Consider the following 25,653-nt stretch of genomic DNA (forward strand, 5'->3'; position numbering starts at 1 on the left):
GAAACTATTATGATAAAAGAAAGAGTACGTTTTCGTGTATTATTTTTATTGTTAATTGGATTTATAACCATAACCGGTTGTTCAACGAACCCTACCGTTAAAGTAAAAGAAATTGCTTTTGAAAACCTTTATGTTATAAATAAAGATGGGAAATACGGGTTTATTAATGAAAAAGGGGAAATTGTGATTGAGCCCCAGTTTGAATATGCAGAAAACTTTTCAGAAGAACTCGCTGTCGTACAAACTCACGGTAAGCTTGGGTATATTACCAAAGCAGGATCCTACCAGATCGAACCCCAATATTCACTAGCTAACTCCTTTCATGAAGGGGTTGCCTCGATCATACCTTCTTTTGACAAAGGTCAATTGTATGGAATTATTGATAAAAACGGAAAGAACATTATAGAGCCTACTTACGATTGCATCAATGCGTTTTCAGAAGGGCTGGCTGCTGTTCGAATCAATCAGAAATATGGATATATTAATAAAGAAGGGAATCTTATCATCCCTGCTACATTTGACCACGCGACTGCATTTTATGATGGTTTTGCCGTTGTTATGATAAATGATAAATATGGATTGATTAACAATAGTGGGGAATTTGTTGTTGAGCCCGTTCATGAATACATTGGCGGCTATTCAGAAGGGTTGGTCGTTATAGCAAAAGACAATCGTTGGGGGTTTATCGATTTAGATGGCAATCCAATCATCCATTTGGATTATGAAAAAGCTAGTAGGTTTTTCGAAGGTTTAGCAATCGTAAAGAAAAACGGTAAATTCGGAGTTATCAATATGCAAGGTGATTTTATTATACAGCCTCAATTTGAAGTCATTCAGGAACAAACTGAAGGGATATTCGCAATGAAGCAAGCTGGAAAATACGGTTTTATTAGTATAGACGGAACTATTATCGCTTCTCCACAGTACAAACATGCACGCCCTTTTACAAATGGTTTAGCTGCTGTATACACTGAGGACACTTCGGGATACATAACGAAACAAGGCGAGCTTATATGGAGTGGTCCTTTACCTTCTAATAAATAGGTTTTGCAATAAGTCTATGTTTATATCAACTATGAAACTCTGTACCCGCTGCTTCTCTATTTAAAATGAATAGGCTTTAACAATTAAGTCTGTGTTTGTTTCAACTATGAAACTCTGTACCCGCTGCTTCTCTATTTAAAATGAATAGGCTTTAACAATTAAGTCTGTGTTTATATCAACTATGATACTCTGTACCCGCTGCTTCTCTATTTAAAATGAATAGGCTTTAACAATTAAGTCTGTGTTTGTGTCCCTTACTCACAAGCTATCGTAGCAAATAAAGCTTGTAGACCATCATTCCCTTGATAAGTCTACAAGCTTATTATTTTACACAATTAATTTATAAGTATACTCATCACAAATGGCTTTAGTGATGATCGCTTCAGGCATTTGTTTCTACTTGTTTAGCATGGTTCATTTCCCTAGCTTGTTCTTTAATAAGTAGACCACCGATCAAACCTATCAGTGAGAAAAACACAGGAATAATTAAACCATAATAATAGCCAACATTACTTGAAGATATTTGAAAGTAGTCAAGTACTCTCCCAAATATACTTGGCAATAATACCGCACTTAAAAAGCCCCCAGTATTAGCAAAGCCCGAAACGACTCCTACCTCTTTTATATTAAAGGATTGCCGTACAACAGCAAACGTTAAGGCGCCCGCTCCATTTCCGTAACCAATAATAAGGAAAAGAATTACAAGAATGAAAAAAGGCGGCTTCCCGCTAAATAACAGAAACATAGCCCAGCTAAGAAAAACACCAATATGAACAACAACATAAGGTTTTTTTATCGATCCGATCCGTGTTGAAATCCAGCTCGTTAGTGGCGCACCAATAATTGCCCCGATTATACCAATCATGATAAGCTGGCTAGCATCAGACCGCGTCATATCATATACATGCATTCCATACGGAACTGCCCACGATCCGATAAATCCAACATATGTCCCAACAACACCAAAATGGCATAAAAATGTTGCCCAAGCTTGACGAGTAGTAAATACACGACGCAAGATTGTTATTGTTTTCTCCCTTTCCTTTTTCTCCGCACAGCTAATTGAATGATCCTTACGCATTCGTTTTGGAATACGTACTAACACTATGTATAGAAGCAATCCCGAAATAACTAAAGTAATTCCAACTGTAAAAAAAGAGGACCTCCATCCGGCTAATTCGATCCATGCTGAAAAGGGAAAAGTCGCCATCAAAAACCCTATACTTCCACACATTCCTGTAAAACCTAGCAATCTAACAAATTCATTTGGTTTGAACCATTGACTTAAAATTAAAACTAAATTAATCCAAATCGTCGCATCGCCAGTTCCTACTAAGAATCTTGCAAAAAGAAGGATTATATCATCTGTCGCTAAACTATAAATTAATGTTCCTAAGCCATTAAGGAGTGTCCCAATAATTAGAAAAAAATTAGGACCAAATCGGTCGGATAAAATCCCAATAGGAATTTGCAAGCCGGCATAAGCCAAAAATTGAATACTCGTCAAAAGCCCAATCACAGAAGCTGTCACACTAAATTCTTTCATCAATTGATCGGTAATTAATCCCGGAGCAGTTCTTTGCGTAACAATCAAAATATATGAAAATAATGCAGTTGCAAAAACGACCCATCTGTATCTACTGTTTTGATTTTCCAATGTCTTCTTCTCCCACTTTTGCTTTATCTACGTAATTATACTTCATTTTTAAAATGCAAAATATAAAAATCCCTAGTAGTTTAAAAATTTTTATAATTACTTTTTTTAAAAGTCTTCCAATAGTTTAAATTAAAAGCACATCATTACATAATCTTTTTAGGCTTTCTTCGAATCTTATGTCTGATTCCTTTTCTCGTTTCTTTGGTCCTTTCGTTCTTCCACCCGACTCTCTAATTTTTTTCGCTAAATGCCTTGTAAATAATAACTGATCAATATTTTCCGGGGTATAAAGCCTTCCATTTTGGTCGATTGCATACCCTTTTTTTGCTAACACCATTGCAGCTAAGCCATAATCTTGAGTAATAACGATATCCCCCACTTGAACACGGTTTACTAGGACAAAATCGACCGCATCAGATCCTTTTGATACAGTAATCGTTGTTGCACCTTCTCGTTCTATATAATGGGATGTATCACATATTAGAATAACACTTAAGTTAAACTCCTTTGCAACCTTAATCGTAGGATCAATGACTGGACAAGCATCAGCATCTACTAAAATTACAGTCATACTCATTCCCCCCTTAGAAGAATAATTCCCATAAGAACCCTAATGAATTCTCTTTCGTATAATAAAGTACTTCAATTCTCATTATAACAATTTTGATTTATGGAGGTTCATCATGTTTTACAGACAAGAAGTTCAACGGATTCTTCCAGAGAGATTGGACGAAGTAAATCGTTTCTTTGATAAGTATTTGTTCCCTACTCAATTAAAAAATGGTGCAAAATTGGTTGGTCGCTGGGTAAGTGCAGCAAACGATGAAATTATGACATTATGGGAATATCCAAGTTATGAAGATTATTTGAAAATAGAGGAACGCGTGAAAAAAGATGAAATTTATCTAAATTCAAAAAAACAGCATTCAGAAGTTGAAAAGCATATTTTAGATTCAAAGCATGATTTTTTATCAGCTACGGGTTCTTACCAGCAACCAAGGCATACTGTAACAGTTAGCGGATTAATTACAAATGAAAGCAATGAAACGTTATTGGTAAAAACGTTTTGGCGTGATGATACGTGGGAGTTACCTGGTGGTGGTGTTGATGAAGGCGAAACATTGGACGTTGCACTATCCCGAGAAATCCTTGAAGAAACCGGAATTGAAGTTAAGTTATTAGGAATAACAGGTGTCTATTCTAATGGAGCTACAGTTGCGATTGTTTTTCGTGGAAAATACCGCGGCGGCGCTATTAGAACATCTGAAGAAACAAAGGATGTACAGTTTGTTAAACTTGATCCAGTCAATGTCCGAAACTATATAAAAAGAGAAAAATTCGTTGCAAGGGTAGTGGATGCCCTGCAAGGGAATTGTATACCATACGAATCATTTAGCGTTCGCCCATATAGGCTATTACAAAGGCTTGAGGGCACGTTTAACATGTAAACGCACCCCCACGTCACTTTTGGCTCAAGCATAATATTAGTTTGCTTACCACGAAACTCGCGGATTAACAACCACCTGCTCATGTGAATCCTCTTGAAGGTGGAGCATAGCCACCGCCAGATCCAGATGAGATCGGACCTTTTATATTTGCTTTATATACCCTTTCATGATTTGTACTTCCGCAATCTGGGCACTTCACTTCGGATAGTTTTGAAAAAGAAACCATTTCTGTAAATTCTTTTTGGCAATCACGACAGCGTAAATCAAAAAAGGCCATTTACACTCAACTCCTTGTAAAACATAATACACCTGTAGGTATTTTACCAAAGACCTTTACTTCGAGCAAGAAAGAACTCTTTGTAGCATATATCAATGCGTAAATCGTACAATTCGCTACAAATAACTCTTCATCCATTAGAGACTTTTATTACAATTACCTAAAACAAAAGCTATAAGTGCCCTGATTAGCGACGTATAAACTAAGAGCGCATCGACTGAGATAAACAAAACACGTCGAGGAACGAGTCGATGTTGACTTATCTCAAAAGAGATGAGCGAATTTTATTAGTCGCTGGGCGCTTGCGCTGGACGACTACTCTCTGTGCTATAGTATTTATCCACAGGATCAAATTGTATAATTTCCTAAACAAAAAAAAAGAAGCAAGAGAACTACCTATCCCTTGCTTCTGGGACACGAAACCTGTCCCCTAAATAATACGTACTGTTACGATATCGTTAATTTGGTTGATTTTTTCTTCTAAGCTCGGAATAATATCACCGTTGACTTTATTATCAATATCAATCATTGTATAAGCGTAATCGCCACGGCTTCTATTAACCATGTCTGCAATGTTCAAATTGAAGCTAGAAATGGCAGACGTAATTTGCCCCACCATATTTGGAACATTTTTGTGGAAAGCGGCAACACGTTTCTTACCTGTATATTCTAAAAATGCATTAGGGAAATTCACCGAATTTTTGATATTCCCTGTTTCTAGAAAATCCTTCACTTGGCGTGCAGCCATAATTGCACAGTTTTCCTCTGATTCTGCAGTAGAAGCGCCAAGATGTGGAATTGGTACTGCATTCTTCATTTTCAGCACATTTTCATTTGGAAAATCTGTAATATACTTTCCTACCTTTCCGCTTTCAAGTGCGGCGGCCATATCCTTTTCATTCACTAAACCACCACGAGAGAAGTTTAAAATATGAACGCCATCCTTCATAATACTGAAGCTTCCTTCGTTAAACATTTCTTTTGTATCATCTGTTAACGGAACATGAACGGTAATATAATCAGAATTAGCGAATAACTGTTCAATTGTCATCGCACGTTGAACATTACGAGATAAGTTCCATGCAGTGTCAACTGAAATAAATGGGTCATACCCAATTACATCCATATCTAAATCAAGGGCATCATTCGCTACAAGAGCTCCAATTGCTCCTAAGCCAATTACACCTAAAGTTTTTCCCTTAATTTCTTTTCCAACAAATTGCTTCTTCCCTGCTTCAACAAGCTTAGGAATTTCTTCCCCTTGACCTTCTAATGATCTAGTCCATAACACACCAGCAAATAGATTTCTAGATGAAGCCATCAATGAAGTTAAAACAAGTTCTTTCACAGCGTTAGCATTTGCCCCAGGTGTATTAAAAACAACAATTCCTTGCTCTGTGCATTTTTCAATTGGAATATTATTTACACCAGCTCCAGCCCGCGCAATTGCCTTTAAATTACTGCCGAAATCCATAGAATGCATATTAAAGCTGCGAACGACGATTGCATCTGGGTTTTCACTGTCATTGTCAATTGTATATTGATCTTTACTAAAAACATTTAAACCCCTCTCTGCAATACTATTTAATGTTTTTACTGTTTTTACTTTCTCTAATGCTACTGTACTCATGTTTTCTCCTCTTTTTCTTTAAATAATTTTTCCCTTAAAATTAAGCCTACTACAAAAACATAAACATTTCATATCACAGACCCATTACACCCTTAGCTTACCCCTCCTAATAAACATAAAAAGGTAAGGGGATCGATTCTCCCTTACCTTTGCCCAGGCGAACGGCTTTTCGAAACTATGCGCTCCCTCACGGTTACTCCGCGTTCGCCAGTCACACATAGTCTTTTGATTTATTAAAATATTAACAAAATATTCACCATTCTTCAAGCATTTTTATCAAACAAAAAATCTAAACGGTTTTTTTGATTGTTCTATTTAGGCCGAAAAGGTTTTCACCTTATTGTAAATAACTGTACCCGTCTCACCAAGAACCGCTTCTTTCGCTTTTTCTAATGAAGAAATAATCGCTTTTCTTCCTGGTTTTGATTCGACGAATTTAATGGCGGCTTCTACTTTAGGAAGCATACTACCTGGTGGAAATTGACCTTCATCTATTAATGATTTAGCTTCCTCAACAGATAACGATTTTAAATCAACTTGGTTTGGTTTTCCAAAGTTTATTGCGATTTTTTCGACTGCAGTAAGTATAAACAGAAAATCAGCATCAATTTCTTCAGCTAAACATTCACTAGCTAAATCCTTGTCAATTACTGCTTCGACACCGATTAAATCGTTACCTTTTTCAATAACAGGTATTCCACCACCACCAACTGTAATGACGACTTGACCAGTATTGACTAAGCTTTCGATTGTTTCTTTTTCAATAACCTTTAATGGTTTTGGCGATGGAATAACTTTACGATATCCTCGACCAGAATCTTCTATATATTTATCATTGCTCTCTGCCATTAGCTTTTCAGCTTCCTCTTTCGTGTAAAAACCACCAATCGGTTTCGTCGGATTCTGAAAGGCAGGATCATTCGAATCAACAACTACATGAGTAACGATTGTTGCGACCGGCTTTTTCATATAACGTTCACGTAGCTCTTTTCTTATGCCATTTTGCAGGTGATACCCAATATAACCTTGGCTCATTGCACCACATTCTGGAAAAGGCATTTCAGGTATATTCGGATTTTGCTTTGAAGCAATCTCAAAGGCAAGGTTGATTGCCCCTACTTGCGGACCATTCCCGTGTGCAATTATGACATCATGTCCTTGTTCAATCAGGTCAACAATAGGTTTCGCTGCTTCTTTAACTAATTGGAGCTGTTCTGAAGGTGTATTACCAAGAGCATTTCCACCTAGAGCAATTAAAATTTTACTCATGCCTATTTTTCCTCCTTATACGCTTCATACAAAGCAAGTAAGCCCTTATCAAAGCATGGTTTTGGCGGATGTACAATTCCTGCACCAATTTGTCCAACACCAGCAACCTTATGGGCAACCCCAGTATTAATGACTGGCAAAATTCCTGTGTCGATTACTTTTCGGACATCGATTCCAAAAGCACCACCACGGAAATTAAGAGTAGGTATTGAATTGTTGCTATTTTCTCCAACTGTAATATCATACATTTGCTCACTATACTGAATAGCGTCCTCTACTTCTCCACCAACAAATTGAACAATAGCAGGTGCTCCACCCATAGCAAAGCCGCCAATACCCATTGTCTCTGTAATTGCACTGTCACCTAGGTCACGTGCTGCATCTTCATCCGAAAAGCCTGGAAACAATAGGCCTTTAACAAATTCTGCAGGTGCTGTGAACCATTCTTTTTCCCCTAGACCACTTATTCTAATACCAAACTCAACACCATTTCGAGCCATTGTTGTAACGACTGTTGAATATGGAACGCCATGACCTGCGTCTAAAGCTGATTTACATGCAGGCATTGATAAGTTTAAGAAATAATGCTCATTTTTCTTAATAAATGATAGTACTTCATTGAGCTCCTCTTTATTTAAATCTGTTTCCAAGAAATAACCAACAATTTCTCGGTAAAATAAGCTTGTTGCTGCTTTATTACGATTATGGCATTCATCACCCATATGAAGAGCTTGAGAAATAATTGATTTTAAATCGATTCCATTTGTTTTAACCAATGCCTTTTTTAAAGCTGGTGCAAATGAATCTTTAATCCATTTCAAACGATCAATAACTTCTTCAGAAAAAGCCCCGAATCGTAAAACCTTCCCTAAGCCTTCATTTACTGTACAATATGCTCTATTTCCGTGTACTCTATTCTCGATAATATGAACTGGCATAGATGCTGATACAATCCCAGCCATTGGACCAACAGTCGAGTGCTCATTACATGGTGAAAAATCAATTTCGCCGGATTCAGCTAATTTACGAGCTTCATCTTCATTCGTTGCAAGTCCTTCGAATAAAAGAGCACCAATTACGGCTCCTTGCATTGGGCCGCACATATTTCTCCATTCAACAGGTGGACCAGCATGTAAGATCTTTTTTGGATGCATGCCTGGAATCACGTTTCCTGCCAGGTCAATATCAACTAAGTGAGGATGTGCATCCTTAATACGTTTAATAGCTTCTAGGTTAGCTTCTTCTACTTTTTCGTTATCTACTAAAAAATCTAATGCTTCAATCAGTTTAATATTCCCACCCGCTGGTGGCTGCCAATCAACTTGGACTGACTCTACCCTTTGCAGGTCTAAATCTTCCTTAAATTTTGAAGTACCAATATTTATCACCTTTAATGGTTGAGAAAATAAACCATCGTATTTACTCATTTTCATTGCCCCCTATCCTATCAACTGAGTTTCAGCGCTTGTATTTGCACTAGTTAACGCTGTATCGACTATGTTTTGCCCCCAGTTCCCTACCCAAGGAATGATTGCTAGTATAATTGCCGGAGCATATTTCAGATCAACAGCTTGGAATGCCTGCGAGCCAATAATCAGTCCAATATATATTAAGATCGGTACAATTGCTTCTAACGGAATAATTGTCAATAGCAAGGATATAAGCCCTAACCAAGTCAATAATAGTATCGCTAAACCTGTTGCCCATGCATAGCCAAGTCGGGCACCAGCTTCCTTCCAGCCTGGATGACCAATAAATACGGCTGTTGGGAAAGGACTACCAAATAAACTTGCTAGGATTGTCGTTGATCCATCTGCTAATAAAGCTTGTCTTGTGTTGTAATGGTCACCCGCAACCTCAGCGCTTTCAATGTTGTCAATCGTTTCGAAGAAATTGTAAATCCCTAATGGAATCGCTGCGATTAAATAAGGTGCCGCTTCCGAAAAACCATTCATAATTCGTTCAATTGAAAAAGTTGGCAATGAAAACTCGACCTGTTTAGCTGCTTCTGATACTTCTTTAATGTCCATAAAACCAGTTAACCAGCCAATTATGGTTCCAACTATAATTGCAAACAATCCTACTGGTATATGAAACGGAAATTTAATTTTTCCAAACCAGCCTAGAAAAATTATGACTAAGGATATTAAGCCAATGTATGGTAAATCAAATGTTTGCATTGCCGGTGTCATGGCGATGAAAGTTAATGACACACCCGCAAGGGAACCTAACATTGCAGCTCTAGGTAATAGTTCTCTTACCTTCGGGCCAATAGCAGCCCCTAAAAGCTCAACGAGTCCTTCAACAAATCCCCAGGCCAATCCCGCAAACCATGCTAAATACGGATCACCAGTTTTCCAGTACACCGGACCCATAATTAAAAAGACAATTAAAAACATATGTGGTACGCTTGTCCCTGAAGGCAATGCGGTTACCGTATTTCTACCTTCTTTTTTTGCAAGTTGATAAGCCATCCATGTATATATCAGACTGCTAGCAAACATGGAAAGTCCAACTGCCGGAAGAATTTGTCCATATGCGATGTTAGCTGGCAAACCAATCGAAATATTTAGCAACCCTGCCATTACTAGTATGTTTGTTAAATTGTTTGTAAATAATCCGAAAAAACCATCAACATCAGCCTTCTGCCAAAACCTTACTTTGGTTTGTGTCATGGGAAACCTCCCTTAACTGATTCATTTATGTAACTCAAGAGTTATGTTGCCTATTATGTACCTCCTTCCTTGTACTCAAGCACATAATATCAGCAAAACTTTAATCATTCATTGTTAATAATTCACAAAACAATTAACAATTATTCGTTAAGTATTGACCAATAGACTAATTAATGTATTAAAAAAGTACAAAAGACGTTGCGCTTCAAGAGAAGATACAACGTCATTTGTACAAATTATGAACAAGATTTATTTTGTATTTAAATATTGATATAACTGGATGGCTACCGAAATATCGGTTAATTCAAAGCCATCTTCTGTATTTATTCCTAGCTCTTTTAATTTATTTACACGGTATCGCAGCGTATTGTAGTGGATAAACATATCTTGAGCAGTCTTTTGGATATTCCAATTATTTTTTATTAAAAAATCGATTGTTTCAAGCAAATTGGAATCCTTTTTATTATTATACTCAATAATATTCCCGATTTTTTCCTCAACATATCGTTGTAAAAACGCTTCGTCATCTATTTGATAAAATAGCTTGTACATACTTAAATCTTCATAAAACTTTACAAACGTAGCTCCTTTGAGAATTTTCTTTTGAATTTTATACGTTAACACCGAGTGCTCATATGCATCTTTTAACTTGGAAATATTATAAACACTTTCCGACACACCAATAGATAGTTCACCCTTCTGTTTGAAATACGTTATTAACCTTTCCCCTGCTTTCTTTACCCTTTGCTTCAATCTATTTTCAAATAATACACTGATGAAACAAATAAGAGAATCGTTGTAATAAATTAACTTACAATTTTCTGCGGAAATGTCCATTATTTCTGAAACAATTCTTTCAACTAGCCCAGATTCCAATATTTCATAGGAAATTGCACGTTTTTTATCAACATCGTCAATGTTTACTTGAATGTTTAACAAAGTAACCGGGAAATGGAATTGCCATTTGTATATTTTGGCCTTTTCAATGACCTCTGTTTGGGAATTATATTGGTCGTTAAAAATATCGCGTATGAATGCATCTAAATAGTTTCGTTCTTTTTGAACAATTGTTTTCTCTCGTTGAAATACAATTCCAAACAATAACGACGCTTCCTCTAGTGCGGCGATTATTGAATCAGATAGACTTTCCTTTTTATTTAGCAAAACTACTACTTGTCCAAATAACTCCTCCTTATTACCATAGATCGGCTGAATATATATATAATCACCTTCATACATCTTTTCGCCTAATCGAATCTTAAAATTGTTCATTTTTGTTGCATTTTGTTTATGTGGCAAAACTTTAAATGCTGCATCTTTAGTATTAATCGAGGAATGAATTAACTCGTTTTTATTGTCTAGAAGCACAATTGGATTATTTACTATTTCAGCTAAAGCCTGTACTAAATGTTGTAAATCTGAACCCTTTAGCAATAACTCCATTAACTGCTGATGCACCTTGTCCCGAAATTCAAGAATCGATGTTTTGATCCCTAATAGCAATTCTAAAATAGTGTTTGTTAATAGTGATAAATTCGCATCGCCCGGTAACAAAATTATAGGAATATTATATTCGTTCGCTTGTTCAATCATTAATTCTGGTATTTCATCAATATAGCGCCCCGGTTTAATTGCAATCCCCGCAATTTTCCGATCTATCAACCTTGGTATAAAATTATTAATTGCCGCTTCATTATCGGCAATCGGATAAAGTGTCGTCAATAATAAACCATTTTCATCTATAAAAGCATAAATATCTGGAACTTCCATAAAAAATACATTATTTACCACACGATTTAGTCCAGAAAGTCCAGCAATGACTTCGACATTATTAAATTGCTCAATTGTTAAAATATCATTTACAGTTACTTGCACACTTAATCTCTCCAAATCAACTTATTTTAAGATTTAAATTATAAAAAGGTTCCATTTCAACCAGGTTAAACCGGATTAACCGGAAAAACCTTTTAACAACGTGAAAATAGCTAAATATTAATAACCACTTATAAAAAGACTATATCGAAAAACCTTTTATAAGTCACTTATAAACATCGAGAAACTATTTTAGCGTAATTTTATTCATCGTTCTGTCTTGATTTATTTATTTTTGTTATGTACACTTTGAAGGAGTTATGGCAATTAAAGGAGGCAACAGCATGGGAAATGTTTACGTTCTAGATCATCCACTGATTCAACACAAAATGAGCATTATTCGCAACAAAGATACGGGGCCTAAAGAATTTCGTGAGCTAGTAGACGAAATCTCTACATTAATGGCTTTCGAAATAACAAGAGATTTACCATTAGAAGAAGTTGAGATTGAAACACCTATTTGTAAGACTAAGGCTAAAATGTTATCCGGAAAGAAATTAGGAGTCATTCCTATCATGAGAGCCGGTTTAGGCATGATTAACGGGATTTTAAATATGATACCTGTTGCTAAAGTCGGTCATATCGGTCTATATCGAGACCCTGAAACATTAAAGCCCGTGGAATATTATGTGAAATTACCAACGGATATTGAAGAGAGAGAATTAATAGTCATTGACCCAATGTTAGCAACAGGTGGTTCTGCGTCAGCAGCAATTCAAGCTATCAAGAATAGAGGGGCAAAGCATATTAAATTATTATGCCTAATCGCAGTCCCTGAGGGAATTGAAGTCATTCAAAAAGACCATCCTGAAGTAGATATTTATCTAGGGGCTATGGATCCAGGATTAAATGAAAAAAGTTACATAAAACCAGGTTTTGGTGATGCTGGAGATCGATTGTTTGGCACAAAGTAAATATATTGTAGAATAGGGCGTAACGATAAGCGATTACACGCCACAAATAATAATTAAAATAAAACTCTAAACACTAGCATAACAATTTAGTTGAACCGCAACGATAAACTAAGCATACTACAAAGAAAAGTCGACTTCTTAAAAACTGCACCGAATTGTAATTTATACCTACAAATCGGGTTCAGTTTAAGAAGATCGACTTTATTAATTATTATATTCAAATTAGAATTTGATAAAGATCCGCTAACTTTTGGATTTGATAGGTTGGGTTAATATCCGAATCGTTTTGATTCTTATCAGGATTAAACCAACACGTATCTATGCCAGCTAAGTTGCCACCTTTAATATCTGCATGTAGTGAATCCCCAATAATCATTGTTTGATCACTTGAAAAGTTCACAATTCTTGTAAAAACATAATCAAAAAATTCCCTTCTCGGTTTTTGAAAACCAGCATCTTCTGACACAAAAATCCCCTTTAGCAATGGACTTATCCCTGAATCACGTAAACGCTTATGCTGAGTTTTAGATACACCATTCGTGACAACATACAGGTCAAAATCATTCTGTAATCTTGTTAATAATTGCAAAGCTCCTTCGACAAGATGATGACCTTGATCCAAGTAAGTACGATACGCACCTTCAAGAATGACCCCATCTACCTTTTGATTATATTCGCTAAATAAAATCGTAAAACGACTATTAACAACCTCTTCGCGTGTTAGCTTTCCTTCTTCAAACGATTTCCAGAGTCGTTTATTAAGTTGTTTATAATGTAATTCGATTTCCTGAGTTAAAGTCATATTTTGTTCTTCAAAAAGCTTTCGCAACGCAAAGCTTTCTGTTGTACCAAAATCCAATAATGTATCATCTGCGTCAAATAATAATGTTTTATACTTTTTCAAGATGAATCTCTCCAGTTTTACAACCAAATAGTTACTATATAATCCAAGACTAAACATTTATCTAGACATGCAATATTTATTGCATCAAAATACTATCAAATTTTACAATATGTCTTCATTCCTAGTAGGCCTTCTTATTGTTACTTTATCTTCCCAAGCTCGTCAACAAAAGCGGGTCTTCTGTAATAATCTTGCAATAGCTGGCTTATTATAGTTTGTCCATGTTTGTCACCGAAAACTTTTTGATAGAACCACCAATTCTTTTTCAGTTGATTTATTAATTAAACTTTCTTGATTACATGCAGTTAAAGAGTTTACAAGCATTAAAGATATTACAGTATAAAAAATGCTTTTCATTGTACTCCCTCCCCTTCGGTATTGATAGTTAAATAGTACCATTAGTGGAAATCATTTTCCCTAAATTATCTGAAAATATTATGACCTTGTTCTTATTTTTTATTGGTTAAGTATTTACATAGGAACAATTGTCTTTATACTATACAAGGAACATGCATTCTTATTGAGGTGATTTATAAAATGGACAAAATATTGTATTGTCGCTTTTCTGGCGGGCAGCGATTAATAAATGTTTTTGATTTTAAAGGCGAACAAATAATTGGATTTTCACTTGATGAACTTGAAAAAAAGAGTTAACGGATGAATTAATAGAATATATCAAATGATTATTGTAATGTTGATATACATGCTTTTGATAAAGTAGACCCATTTGGAATAACGTAAGTCCGTTCAAACACGCATATAATATACTAGCACCTCCTGGTATGATTAACGTATCAATTAAAGGAAGTACTTTTCATATTCTCAACAAAAACTAACCATTGTCCCCGTTACATTACATCCCGAAAACAAAAATACTTCTGCTGCTGATCCAGTAGAATCTGGCGATCTATCAAGATTCTGAGATTTTAAATCACTATATGCCTTAGTCAAAAGTAACGCAAAAAGCACAAATAGTATTCTATTACGTATTTGATTCATAATTAATCAATACTAAAGTTAATAGGTGAATATGAATGTTAATCATTCATGGAAGTAATGTTTTTAATGATTGAAAATATGGAGAATAACACATCATGAAATTAAAATAAAGTCCCCATCGCCATGACAGGGACTATTTAAGATTTTGTAAAATTGTTAACTTTTAATTTTGGTTACTTTAATTGGAAATTGAATAAAATAGATATAGTCTTTTGTATATAAAAATGGCACTTTTCCATTACCGAGTTTAGTTAGGTCGGTATAGGTTGTAGAACCAACTTTAATCTTCCTTAAGAAATCACCTTCTGATGTAAATTTTTCAAAATATAAGTATCCATTTTGATATCCCCTTATTATAGAAATTCCACCTTCTTGCACTGGAAGCTTATAAGTAGCGGTCTTATGTGTATTTGCATCAAAAATTATATATTCATATTCCACGCCATTGGATAGAACTAAAATATTATCAGACCAAAGAGAGCTTGAATGTAATCCACCATATCCGTGAGGATTTTCTAGTTCAAATAATTCTTCTCTTTGAGTTCCATCTAAAGATAATTTATAAATTCTAAGATATAACTTATTCTTTTCTCTATCAGGTTCATAACTCCAATAATAAAAACTTCCGTTTGCAATATGAAGATCTTTAAAACTTTCATTCTCTTCTAACGTTATAATTGGCTCTATACTCGTACCATCTAAGTCCATCTTATAGAGCTTTTCGCTCTCTTTATAGTTGTTGCTGTATAAAAAATAGATGTGATTTCCGTCTGTGATTAATTCCGCAAACGTATCTGGAGAAAAGTCAATTTTTTCCTTTACACTGCCATCGTATTTTATCTTATAGATAAAAGGATGGTATGGAGTTCCGTTATAACCCCCTTCAGATGATTTAAGATATAACCAATCACCAACCTTCAAACCTCTTGGGTCTGTATCATTATTTGTAATTCCAAAGTTTATTAGCTTTTGTTTATCTATGTCAAAATATGAATTGTATGAATTTCCGTTTTTTATTTCGTCAAATCTAGCAAAATAGTACCAGTTTTTCTTTTCTTTCGTCACACTTTTTACTGGCTCTTCATTTACCTTTATTAAAATTGTTTTTTCTATTGATTCAACAGAAACTGTTCTGTTTTTTTCGTCCCATTCCACTTTTGCCCCTAATATTTCACTTACAAATCTTACAGGTACCATTACTTTATTATTAATTATTTTAGCTGGTACATCAATAGACCTTTGTTCGCCGTTAACCGTTGCTGTACTAGAATTTACCTTTATTATGATCTTTGTATCCTCTTTTGTAGCTGTAACAGTATTAGAACTACTATCCCAAACAACTTGGGCGTTCAAATTTTCAAAGATACTTCTTAACGGTAGCATTGTCTTTCCTTCAATTAACATTGCTCCATCAAGACTTATTGCATCACCATCCTTTGCCATTACATTTGATGTTCCAAACACAGCAACTAATAAAATCATACATAATAACAAATATTTTTTCATATTAGCCCCCTGATATTTAGGTTATAGTAATATTTTACAATATTACAAGTTAGTTGAATAGAATATACGGCATTTTCCGATTTTTTTGCAGTAACGTTACTGAACAATAGCCCCATATTGTTCAATATTCTAAACTAATCTGATTCAATTAACTTACACTGTCATTGATGTAAGAGCAATTGTATAAATATTAGTATCTATACAGTTATTCGTTGAATTATAATTCAGTAAATTTAATAAACATACCGCCAAAATATACATCAATTATTTGCCAGAAACAATCATACTTGAGTAGGTGTGCCTATTTGGCATTATTTATGGCAGACCTGCGGTTGTTCCTCAACACGGGCAAAAGTTAAGTCAATGGTGGCGGACAATAGTATTCGCTCTTATTATGGCAGAACAATAGTAGTGGATTTCCTTTCCGCAGTTATTTGATCAAACATCTGCATTCAGTGGCTCAAAACAGCGCACTGCTGGCTCAAACTGTCCGCAATACTCATATCAAAGGTATAAGGGATTATATTGATATTGATAAAGGATATTTTGATTATGCTTTGCGAGTTGAAAATTTTGGCATTTCAATTCAAAGGACACGAATGGGAAGAACTAGCTAGATGCTGGGAAATTGCTGAGGATTCCGAAATTGTTAAGCAATTCATAATGTATAATTTAGGATCAAATGGTTTTAACAATAAGCAAATCAGGTACGATATTGAACAATTTTTACATGCATTGATAAAAGAAGAGAGGAAGCTTGGGGACAATTATCATGTCTATGAAGCATTTTTAAAACTTAGTGACTCTTCACTGGCAAAATGGATTACAAACAACTTATCTGAGTTGTGGACTTAAATCCTATTCGCTAATGGCATTTGATATATTTAACCATAATAAAAGGCACCTACATTTCTGCAGATGCCCTTTATCACAGCTAAATTACAATTCCGCTGCTACTTCAATATTCATTTCTTTGCCTGTTTTTTCGTCTATATAGTCCTTTTGATATAGCACTACACAGCACTCAACGTGGCTTGTATGCGGAAACATATCCACTGGCTGCACTTCAACTGTTTGAAAGCCGCCGTCCTCTAATATTCGCAAATCACGTGCTAATGTACCTGGGTTGCAAGATACATATACAACCCGCTTCGGCTTCATTGCAATGATAGTATCTAATAGCTCGACGTCACAGCCTTTACGTGGCGGATCGACTACAATCACATCAGCCTTAATCCCATTCTTATACCAATTAGGGATCACTTCCTCTGCTTTCCCTACCGCAAATTCAACATTTTCAATACCGTTCAGTTTTGCATTACGCTTAGCATCTTCGATTGCCTCAGGCACAATTTCCACACCGTAAACGCTTTTAGCTTTTTGCGCGAGAAATAACGAGATTGTTCCGATGCCACAGTAGGCGTCAATGACAGTTTCTACGCCAGTAAGTTCCGCATATTGTAACGCTTTATCATATAAAACCTTTGTTTGCTCAGGATTCACTTGATAAAAAGACCGTGCGGAAATCGCAAACTTTATATCACCAATGGAATCATATAAATATTCCTCACCCGCAAGCACTTTTGTTTGTTCTCCAAAAATAACATTTGTACGCTTAGTATTGATGTTTTGAATTATAGATTTAACCTGTGGGAATGCTTCCAGTATCTCTTTAATTATTTTACCTTTATGAGGAAGTTCTTCTGTTCGTGTAATTAACACAACCATGACGTCCTGAGACTGTCTACCGTACCTAGTGACAATATGGCGAAGAATTCCTTGATGTGTTTGTTCGTTATAGGCTGGTATGCCATATTTCTCAGCAATCGTGCGCACCCCTTGAACAATGCGGTCATTTGCTTCTGCTTGAATCAAACACTCTTCCATATTAATAATCGTGTGGCTACGTTGCTGATAAAAACCAGCCACAAGCCCACCTTCCCTTTCACCAACTGGAACCTGGGATTTATTTCGGTAGCGCCACGGCTCGCTCATTCCTAAAACTGGATGAACTTTCACATTTTCTAATCGCCCAATTCTATTTAACACTTCCTGAACTTGTTTTTGTTTAAATATAAGCTGTGCCTCATACTTTAGATGTTGAAGCTGACAACCACCACACTGTTTATAGATGGGGCATGGTGGCTCGACTCGCTCAGGACTTCGCTCATTTAGCTCAACAATTCGCCCATAACCATAGCCCTTATTTACTTTTACCACTTTTATTTGGGCCCGTTCCCCCGGAAGTCCGTTTGGAACAAATACCGGAAATCCCTCAATTTTAGCGACACCAGCGCCATCATGTGTTAAATCTACGAATGTAGCCTCCACTATTTCGTTTTTTTGAATGGGAGCTTGTTGTTTTGCCATATCATTCTTCCTCTTTACATTTTTTGTCTTTTAATGAAATCAGATTAACCGTTGCAAACCGTCCAATTCAGTACATCTGAACCTCTCACGACTAAAGTAAAAGTCACGGGTGTCCTAGAATATTTTATAAAAAATTCTCATGTAAAAATTGAACTTCATATATCGAAAAAAGGCAAACCATTGCTACTGGTTTACCCCCATTTTACCATTTTAAAATTCTTGACATGAAACTGGGTTGCCCTAACTTTTAAGAAACCATCCGATTAACTTTCGCAATATCTATCCTCCAACTTTACCAAACCAGTACTTTACTCTAATCCTTTGGTACAAAAATTTCAATATGCTGATATAAATTAGTAAATTCTGCTGGCAAAATTCCACCATATTCACCATCAAGGTTCAACTGTACTTTTTCCTCAGAGGTCACTTTAATTCGGTTCGCTTTTGTATAAATAACTAACTCATCATTTAAATGTTCGCCTCGTAAAGCCAAAGTAGCAATTCGTACAAAATCAGCCATTGTTGATTTTTTTAAAATAAGAAAGTCAAACATTCCATCGTCTAATGCTGCTTTAGGTGCCAGCTTTTCAAAACCACCAACAGAGTTCGTATTAGAAACTAAAAATAGCATTACTTCGCCTTCAAATAGTTTGCCATCATATTCAATTCTTACAGGAGACGGCTTCAATGTTGGAAGCATTTCTACACCTTTAATATAATAAGCAAGCTGCCCCAAAACAGTCTTCAATTTACTTGGCACTTCGTACGTTAGTTCCGTAATCCGTCCGCCACCAGCAATATTGATAAAATATTGGTCATTCATTTTTCCAATATCAATTTTTTTTGAATATCCATCTGTTATTATTTCACACGCCTTATCAATTGATCTATTTGCGTGAATCGCTCTTGCAAAATCATTTGTAGTCCCAACAGGAATGACCCCAAGCTTTGGACGTACTACATGTTCAGCTAATCCATTGACGACTTCATTAATTGTTCCATCTCCACCTGCTGCAATAACGACGTCAAACCCACGCTCAGTAGCTTGCCTAGCTGCTTCAATTGCATCTCCAGGACCTTTCGTTGCATGGCATGATGTTTCATAGCCCGCTAATTCAAGCTTATTAAGCACATCAGGTAAATACCGTCTGAAAATTTCTCTCCCAGCAGTTGGATTATAAATTATACGTGCTTTTTGCATGAACAACCCATCCTACCATAATATGAATTCAATTCCACTATTTAACATGATAACGAAAATTATTTGATTAAGCAATTAGGAACTATACGGGAAAAAGAAGCCGCTAATAAATTACCCAACTCACTTTAAAAGTTAATCTGGGTGTCTCCTGCTTTACCCATTCTGTTACCACTACTGATCCACCAATGACTTAAATTCAAATTTCGTTCTATCCATTGACTTGGAAAGTTTGTCGTTGTTATGCTTTCGAACGAGAATAATGTTCTAAGCTGTTTTATAGTAATTGAATTGTGCAAATTAAGGCTTTTGAAATAAGTTACGGACATACGTTCCGCTATTTTCGAAAAATGGTTGGAATATTAATTTTAGCGGACATAGAATTCCTTATTCGCTTGTTCAGACGCTATTTTCGTATGATTTTTATTAAATAACGGATGTGGTGTACGCATAAACAGATTATTATGTAGTATTCCATTAAATAACGGATCTGGTGTCCTTATTATCAACTTGTTAATTAGTATTTCAGCAATAACTTGTTAATTAGTATTTCAGCAATTATGATCTGGCGTCTGCAAAAACAGCTGGGAAATGTCAGCTTCGAGGCGCCCAGCTTTTGGGTCCGACTCTAGTGTTCACTAATAATCCATTTCTCAAATTTCTAGAAATCCAAATAAAATGTACAAGATTTCCTTATTAAAAATAAAAATTTAAAACGCATGGATTTAAATTTTATCTGTATTGAACCAAAAATTAAACTTTGAGGTTCAACTAAAATCCATGCGTTTTTTATCTGTTTATGAATGCCATAAATCAGCTTCTTTACCACTGGCATCTTCGATCAATTCTGTTTATGAATGCCCTAAATCAGCTTCTTTAATACTGGCATCTTCGATCAATTCTGTTTATGAATGCCCTAAATAAGCTTCTTTAATACTAGTATCCTCAATTAATTGAGAGGCTGGACCTTCGACTACAACTTTACCGGTTTCTAAAACGTAACCGTAGTCAGCAATTTTTAATGCTTGTCGTGCATTTTGTTCCACGATTAATACCGTTGTCCCCGACTCGCGAATTTCTTTTACAATCTTGAAAATATCTTGAACAATAAGCGGAGCCAGCCCCATTGAAGGTTCATCTAATAATAACAGCTTTGGTTTTGACATTAGCGCCCTTGCAATCGCAAGCATTTGCTGCTGTCCACCAGAAAGTGTGCCGCCTAATTGACCTTTCCGCTCTCGTAAAATTGGAAAACGATCCATTACCATTTCTAAATCATCCTTGACCCCATTATCGTTACGATGATAAGCGCCCATTTCTAAGTTTTCAAGAACAGTCATTGTCGTTAAGATTGCTCGGCCTTCAGGAACAAGGGCAATTCCCTTTCGAACTAATTGATACGGCTGCAACTTTGTAATTTCTTCATCATAGAAAAATATTTTCCCCTCTCTTGGCTTGAGCAAACCACTTATCGTGTTCATTGTCGTCGTTTTTCCTGCTCCATTTGCACCAAGAATCGTAACAATACTTCCTTCTTTTACATGTAACGATACATTTTTTAACGCTTGAATATTTCCGTAATACGTGCATATCTCTTGAACCTTAAGCAAGCTCATCCGCCTCCTCTCGACCAAGATAAGCCTCAATAACTACAGGATCATTTTGTATTTCTGTTGGTGTTCCTTCGGCAATCTTTTCTCCAAAATTCAGAACTGCGATTCGGTCACAAGCCTTCATGACAAGGGGCATATCATGCTCAATTAATAAAATTGTATAACCTTTACTTTTAATGAGCTTGACAAGTTCTAATAAATCGTTAGTTTCCTTCTCATTCATTCCCGCTGCAGGTTCATCAAGTAGTAATAGTTTAGGAGAACTCGCTAACGCTCGGGCAATTTCTAATCTTCTTTGCTGTCCGTATGCTAAATTCTCAGCAGCTGTATCTTTTAAATCTAGCAAACCAACAAGCTCGAGAAGCTCCTCTGCCTTTTCCTTTACTACTTTCTCCTCCTGCTTTTGACCTTTTGTTCGGAATACACTCCGCCATACGCCTGCTTTTGTACGACAGTGCGTACCCACCATAACATTCTCAATAACGGTCATTTGCTGGAATAAACGGATATTTTGGAACGTCCGACAAATTCCTTTCTCTGTTATTTGATGGGGCTTAAGTCCAGTTATTTTTTCATTAAAAAACAAGATTTCCCCCGAAGTTGGCGGAAACATAGCTGTTATGCAGTTAAACATCGTCGTTTTCCCAGCACCATTTGGCCCAATCAAACCAAAAACTTGTCCTTCTTCAATTGAGAACGAAACATTTGATAACGCTTGAAGACCACCGAAGCTTTTTCGTATTTGTTTTACTTCAAGAACCATGTCCCGCCCCCCTATTAACAGATTTCACTTGCTTTCTTTGCTTTGCCTTTTTAAACCACCCTAGAACATTTGCATCCAAAATACCTTGCGGTCTAAACGCCATCATTGCTACTAAAATTGCACCATAAATCATAAAACGATAGTCAGCAATGAATCGCAAAAATTCTGGCATTGATGTTAGGAATGCAGCACCAAAGACTGGACCCCAAATAATATCGCTTCCACCAAATACAGCAAAAATTAAAATTTCTACTGCCCGATGATACGAAAAATCAGCTGGGCTAATATAAGCTGTTACATGCGCATATAACGCTCCTGCAAATCCTGAGATCATTGCTCCTTGAACAAATGCTAAAATTTTATAATATGTAATGTTTACACCCATTGCTTCTGTAGCTCGTTCATCCATTTTGATCGCTGCAAAAGCCCGACCAACCCGCGAATGATTTTGTCTCATAAAAAACCATAGCAAAATGCTTACAATCAAAAGTAATAATAGAAAGACTGATAGACTGATAAATTGATTGTTTCGTAATCCTAAGTTAGCTGGTTCTATTCCCCATTGCTTTACTGTTGCTAAAATTTCACGGCCCATGTGAGGAATTCCCGAAATCCCTATTGCACCACTTGTTATCGATTCCCAATTGATGAAAAGAACACGGATAACCTCACCGAATCCTAGTGTTGCGATTGCTAAAAACACTCCTTGCAACCTCAATGTTGGTAAGCCTACTAATAATCCGACAGCACCAGCAACTATTGATCCCAATAATATTCCTACAACAATCGGCACATCATACTGAAGAGTAAGGATCGCAGAAGTGTAGGCTCCAATACCCATAAAGCCAGCATTTCCTAATGAAATCTGTCCTGTTGCTAATGTAATATACATACTGATTCCTAGAATAATGTTAATGAGTACGAAAGAGGCCACCTGTAAATAATATGGATTAATCATACTTTCTAACATTCTATCACCGCCTTGCCTCTGGAATCGCCGAACCAAACAGGCCTTGTGGGCGAACTAATAGAATGATAATAATTGCAATAAAAGCTATGGCATCACGATATCCTGAATCTCCAAACGCAACGACAAACGTTTCGGATAACCCTAAAATTAAGCCACCAACCATTGCTCCTCGTACACTACCCATACCGCCTAAAATAATAATGGCAAGCCCCTTTAATCCCATCGAAAGTCCCATTTGCGGTGTAACAGAATTAAATGCCATTCCAACTAGAATCCCGGCAATTCCTCCCATTGCTGATGCAAGAATTACCGTAAAAGTAATCATTCGTTTTGTATCAACCCCAAGTAGGCTAGCTGCAGCTAAATTTTCTGCACTTGCACGCAACCCTTTTCCTGCCTTTGTTTTTGATAGCCAATAAGATAGTCCCATCATCAAAATTACAGCTATAACAAAAATAACGATTTGCACGACATAAATCGTTATTGAACCAACTTGAATACTAATTTCGGAAAAAGACGTACGGAATGGATGATTCCCAGCTCCAAATAAATGATGGGCTAGATTTTCGAGAAAAATAGATACCCCTATGGTACTTATAAGAGGAGCAAGGTGTGAAACACCTTGCTTTCCACGAAGTGGCCTTAATGCAAATCTTTCCAAAAAGTATCCCATAACACCAGTTACGGCAATAGCAATTAAAAAGGCAATCCATAAAGGCCATTCAAAAGTATGAGTAATAAGCACTCCCATAAAGGCACCGAACATAAAGATTTCTCCGTGTGACATATTGATTATATTTAGAACACCAAATACTAACGTGTATCCTAAAGCTACAATCGCATAAATACTGCCAAGCGTTATGCCGTTAATTAATTGCTCTAAAAACATAAGCCGGTGCCTCTCCTTTCAGTTGTTTTTATTTGATAGATATCCATAAAAATAGTAATTTACCGATAAACGCTCTAACACTATTTTAGGACCATCTATCTTATAAAAATTATCTTTAAGTAACTAGTACTGACATTTATTCAAATAACTTAAATTCGCCACCATCAATGACTAAAACAGTTGGATCCATCACAATGTCACCATCTTGGTCAAAAGACATATTTCCAAGAACGCCTGGGAAGTCTTTTATGGCTGCCAATGCATCACGCACTTTGTCACGATCTGCTTCACCGGCATTTTTAATAGCTTCTGCTAGTAAATAAAAACCGTCATAAGCTTGTGCTGCAAATTGATCTGGATCTTTTCCATAAGCATCTTTATATTTTTGAATAAACTCTTGAACTTTCGGATCATCTTTACCACTAAACCAAGGTGTTGCTACAATTAAACCGTTTGCTGCATCGCCAGCAATTGTAATTACTTCTGGTGAGTTAAATCCGTTTCCACCAACAAACGGAATATCAAGTCCCATTTTTCTAGCTTGGCTCATAATTACTGCACCTTCGTTATATAAAGCTGAGCAAAGAATTAAGTCAGGATTTAAATTTTTTATTTTTGTTAATTGAGCATTGTAATCAGATTGACCTTTTTGGAACGTTTCCTCTGTAAGAATATTTAAGCCCATTTCATTTGCAACTTGGTGCATTGTATCATAGCCTGACTTTGTAAACACATCGTCATTTCCATACATAATCGCTACATTTTTTACCCCATATTTTTCAACTGCTTTTTTAATCGAAGCTGGAATAGCCAAAGACTCAGGAATTGAATCTCGGAAAATATAATCACCAATTTGTGGAATTCCTTGCGCAGTAACGGACGTTCCCATTGTTGGCACTCCACTTAAATCTGCCTCTGGACCAACAACTTGCATTTCAGTACTTAATGTAGGACCTAATAAAGCGGTTACATTTTCTGAGTTGATTAACTTTTGTGCAGCTGATAAGGCTTGTTCCTGCTTCCCTGCTGAATCTTCAATTAATACTTCAAGCTTTACTTCACCTTTTGTATTGATTTCTTCTAATGCTAACTTAACCCCATTTTTTATAGCTTCGCCATAACCAGCCCCAGAGCCAGTTATCCAAGAAATAACTCCAATTTTTGCTTCTACTGGTCCTGAAGCAGCTCCCTGTTCTGCCTCACCAGTAGGCTCGTCCGTTTGACCGCCGCTAGTAGTCGATTGATTGCCACCACCACAAGCAGCTAGAAACATCGCTAGCATTAATGTCATCGCTAGCATTAATCCTTTCATGTTTTTCATCTTTCTCCCTCCAAACCCTTGATTGTATAGTTATACTATCCTATTAAAATATATTATCTGAATTTTGTAAATAGTATTTATATTTATTTATTTCCAAAGTTTGATTTTATTCCCTGTAAATATATGGTTAATTCGTGACCGTTTTATTTCTTATTCAAGTCATCTTCTTATTGAAATTAATTTTGTAGTGTATCAATTGGAGTGTTATTTTTCTTTTTGTATAATGCTGATTTCATCTGATAAGTGGACTTTATTGTTTGTCATCTGGTTATGTGTTATTTTGCGTTCTGCATAAGGGTGATTCGATCTAAGATTATGTGCATTTTTAAAAGAA

Annotated in this window: 21 protein-coding genes and 1 riboswitch; of the genes, 4 read left to right on the plus strand and 17 right to left on the minus strand. The window is 36.0% G+C overall.

The window, feature by feature from the left end:
- Nucleotides 1–9: 9 nt before the first annotated feature.
- Entirely contained in the window at nt 10–1,044 is a 1,035-nt protein-coding gene (locus tag D612_RS17945; protein WP_017754465.1) for a WG repeat-containing protein, read from the plus strand.
- 382 nt (nt 1,045–1,426) lie between these two features.
- Here D612_RS17945 and D612_RS0105360 read toward each other — a convergent pair whose 3' ends face one another.
- Complete coding sequence (locus D612_RS0105360) at nt 1,427–2,701, minus strand: MFS transporter (RefSeq protein WP_017754466.1); 1,275 nt, start codon at nt 2,699–2,701, stop codon at nt 1,427–1,429.
- A gap of 124 nt (nt 2,702–2,825) precedes the next feature.
- A complete protein-coding gene (locus D612_RS0105365; RefSeq protein ID WP_017754467.1) occupies nt 2,826–3,272 on the minus strand; it encodes a YaiI/YqxD family protein in 447 nt (148 codons plus the stop codon).
- A 112-nt stretch (nt 3,273–3,384) separates the two neighbouring features.
- On the opposite strand from D612_RS0105365, the gene D612_RS0105370 reads away from it, so the two are divergent.
- Nucleotides 3,385–4,149 (plus strand): NUDIX hydrolase, encoded by a 765-nt coding sequence (locus tag D612_RS0105370; protein ID WP_017754468.1) that lies wholly within the window; start codon nt 3,385–3,387, stop codon nt 4,147–4,149.
- A gap of 79 nt (nt 4,150–4,228) precedes the next feature.
- On the opposite strand, the gene D612_RS0105375 is transcribed toward D612_RS0105370, so the two are convergent.
- The 6 genes from D612_RS0105375 to D612_RS0105400 form a co-directional block, all read right to left on the minus strand.
- Nucleotides 4,229–4,426 (minus strand): FmdB family zinc ribbon protein, encoded by a 198-nt coding sequence (locus D612_RS0105375; protein WP_017754469.1) that lies wholly within the window; start codon nt 4,424–4,426, stop codon nt 4,229–4,231.
- A gap of 430 nt (nt 4,427–4,856) precedes the next feature.
- Nucleotides 4,857–6,056 carry a phosphoglycerate dehydrogenase gene (locus D612_RS0105380; RefSeq protein ID WP_017754470.1) on the minus strand — a complete coding sequence of 400 codons (1,200 nt, stop codon included), beginning with the start codon at nt 6,054–6,056 and terminating at the stop codon, nt 4,857–4,859.
- A gap of 144 nt (nt 6,057–6,200) precedes the next feature.
- Nucleotides 6,201–6,281, minus strand: a riboswitch (ZMP/ZTP riboswitch).
- A gap of 90 nt (nt 6,282–6,371) precedes the next feature.
- Nucleotides 6,372–7,325 carry a carbamate kinase gene (gene arcC, locus D612_RS0105385; RefSeq protein ID WP_017754471.1) on the minus strand — a complete coding sequence of 318 codons (954 nt, stop codon included), beginning with the start codon at nt 7,323–7,325 and terminating at the stop codon, nt 6,372–6,374.
- Nucleotides 7,326–7,327: 2 nt separating this feature from the next.
- The gene (locus tag D612_RS0105390; RefSeq protein ID WP_017754472.1) at nt 7,328–8,752 is read right to left on the minus strand and encodes a YlbE family protein; all 1,425 of its coding nucleotides are present in this window, start codon (nt 8,750–8,752) and stop codon (nt 7,328–7,330) included.
- A 12-nt stretch (nt 8,753–8,764) separates the two neighbouring features.
- Complete coding sequence (locus tag D612_RS17950; protein WP_017754473.1) at nt 8,765–10,000, minus strand: SulP family inorganic anion transporter; 1,236 nt, start codon at nt 9,998–10,000, stop codon at nt 8,765–8,767.
- Between the two features lie 249 nt (nt 10,001–10,249).
- Entirely contained in the window at nt 10,250–11,875 is a 1,626-nt protein-coding gene (locus tag D612_RS0105400) for a PucR family transcriptional regulator (RefSeq protein WP_017754474.1), read from the minus strand.
- Nucleotides 11,876–12,156: 281 nt separating this feature from the next.
- Between D612_RS0105400 and upp the strand changes: the two genes are divergently transcribed.
- On the plus strand, nt 12,157–12,786 hold the full coding sequence (gene upp, locus D612_RS0105405) for a uracil phosphoribosyltransferase (RefSeq protein ID WP_017754475.1): 630 nt from the start codon (nt 12,157–12,159) through the stop codon (nt 12,784–12,786).
- Nucleotides 12,787–13,003: 217 nt separating this feature from the next.
- On the opposite strand, the gene D612_RS0105410 is transcribed toward upp, so the two are convergent.
- On the minus strand, nt 13,004–13,690 hold the full coding sequence (locus tag D612_RS0105410) for a YjjG family noncanonical pyrimidine nucleotidase (protein WP_017754476.1): 687 nt from the start codon (nt 13,688–13,690) through the stop codon (nt 13,004–13,006).
- Nucleotides 13,691–14,845: 1,155 nt separating this feature from the next.
- On the minus strand, nt 14,846–16,195 hold the full coding sequence (locus D612_RS18655; protein ID WP_017754479.1) for a stalk domain-containing protein: 1,350 nt from the start codon (nt 16,193–16,195) through the stop codon (nt 14,846–14,848).
- A gap of 573 nt (nt 16,196–16,768) precedes the next feature.
- Here D612_RS18655 and D612_RS0105430 point away from each other — a divergent pair.
- Nucleotides 16,769–17,050 carry a hypothetical protein gene (locus D612_RS0105430; RefSeq protein WP_154649439.1) on the plus strand — a complete coding sequence of 94 codons (282 nt, stop codon included), beginning with the start codon at nt 16,769–16,771 and terminating at the stop codon, nt 17,048–17,050.
- 84 nt (nt 17,051–17,134) lie between these two features.
- Here the strand turns inward: D612_RS0105430 and rlmD are convergent, their stop codons facing one another.
- The 7 genes from rlmD to D612_RS0105465 form a co-directional block, all read right to left on the minus strand.
- Nucleotides 17,135–18,565 carry a 23S rRNA (uracil(1939)-C(5))-methyltransferase RlmD gene (gene rlmD, locus D612_RS0105435; RefSeq protein WP_017754481.1) on the minus strand — a complete coding sequence of 477 codons (1,431 nt, stop codon included), beginning with the start codon at nt 18,563–18,565 and terminating at the stop codon, nt 17,135–17,137.
- Nucleotides 18,566–18,878: 313 nt separating this feature from the next.
- The gene (locus tag D612_RS0105440) at nt 18,879–19,766 is read right to left on the minus strand and encodes a diacylglycerol kinase (protein ID WP_017754482.1); all 888 of its coding nucleotides are present in this window, start codon (nt 19,764–19,766) and stop codon (nt 18,879–18,881) included.
- A gap of 902 nt (nt 19,767–20,668) precedes the next feature.
- Nucleotides 20,669–21,373: an ABC transporter ATP-binding protein gene (locus tag D612_RS0105445; RefSeq protein WP_017754483.1), complete on the minus strand. Its 705-nt coding sequence runs from the start codon at nt 21,371–21,373 to the stop codon at nt 20,669–20,671.
- Nucleotides 21,366–22,139, minus strand: a complete 774-nt coding sequence (locus D612_RS0105450) for an ABC transporter ATP-binding protein (protein WP_017754484.1) — start codon at nt 22,137–22,139, stop codon at nt 21,366–21,368. The genes D612_RS0105445 and D612_RS0105450 overlap by 8 nt, the downstream gene beginning before the upstream one ends.
- Entirely contained in the window at nt 22,129–23,109 is a 981-nt protein-coding gene (locus D612_RS0105455) for a branched-chain amino acid ABC transporter permease (RefSeq protein WP_017754485.1), read from the minus strand. Before D612_RS0105455 ends, D612_RS0105450 begins: the two co-directional genes overlap by 11 nt.
- A gap of 4 nt (nt 23,110–23,113) precedes the next feature.
- A complete protein-coding gene (locus D612_RS0105460; RefSeq protein ID WP_017754486.1) occupies nt 23,114–23,998 on the minus strand; it encodes a branched-chain amino acid ABC transporter permease in 885 nt (294 codons plus the stop codon).
- A gap of 136 nt (nt 23,999–24,134) precedes the next feature.
- Entirely contained in the window at nt 24,135–25,319 is a 1,185-nt protein-coding gene (locus D612_RS0105465; protein ID WP_017754487.1) for an ABC transporter substrate-binding protein, read from the minus strand.
- Nucleotides 25,320–25,653: the final 334 nt, after the last annotated feature.

The sequence above is a fragment of the Calidifontibacillus oryziterrae genome, from assembly GCF_000331575.1.
Lineage (GTDB): Bacteria > Bacillota > Bacilli > Bacillales > Bacillaceae_J > Calidifontibacillus_A > Calidifontibacillus_A oryziterrae.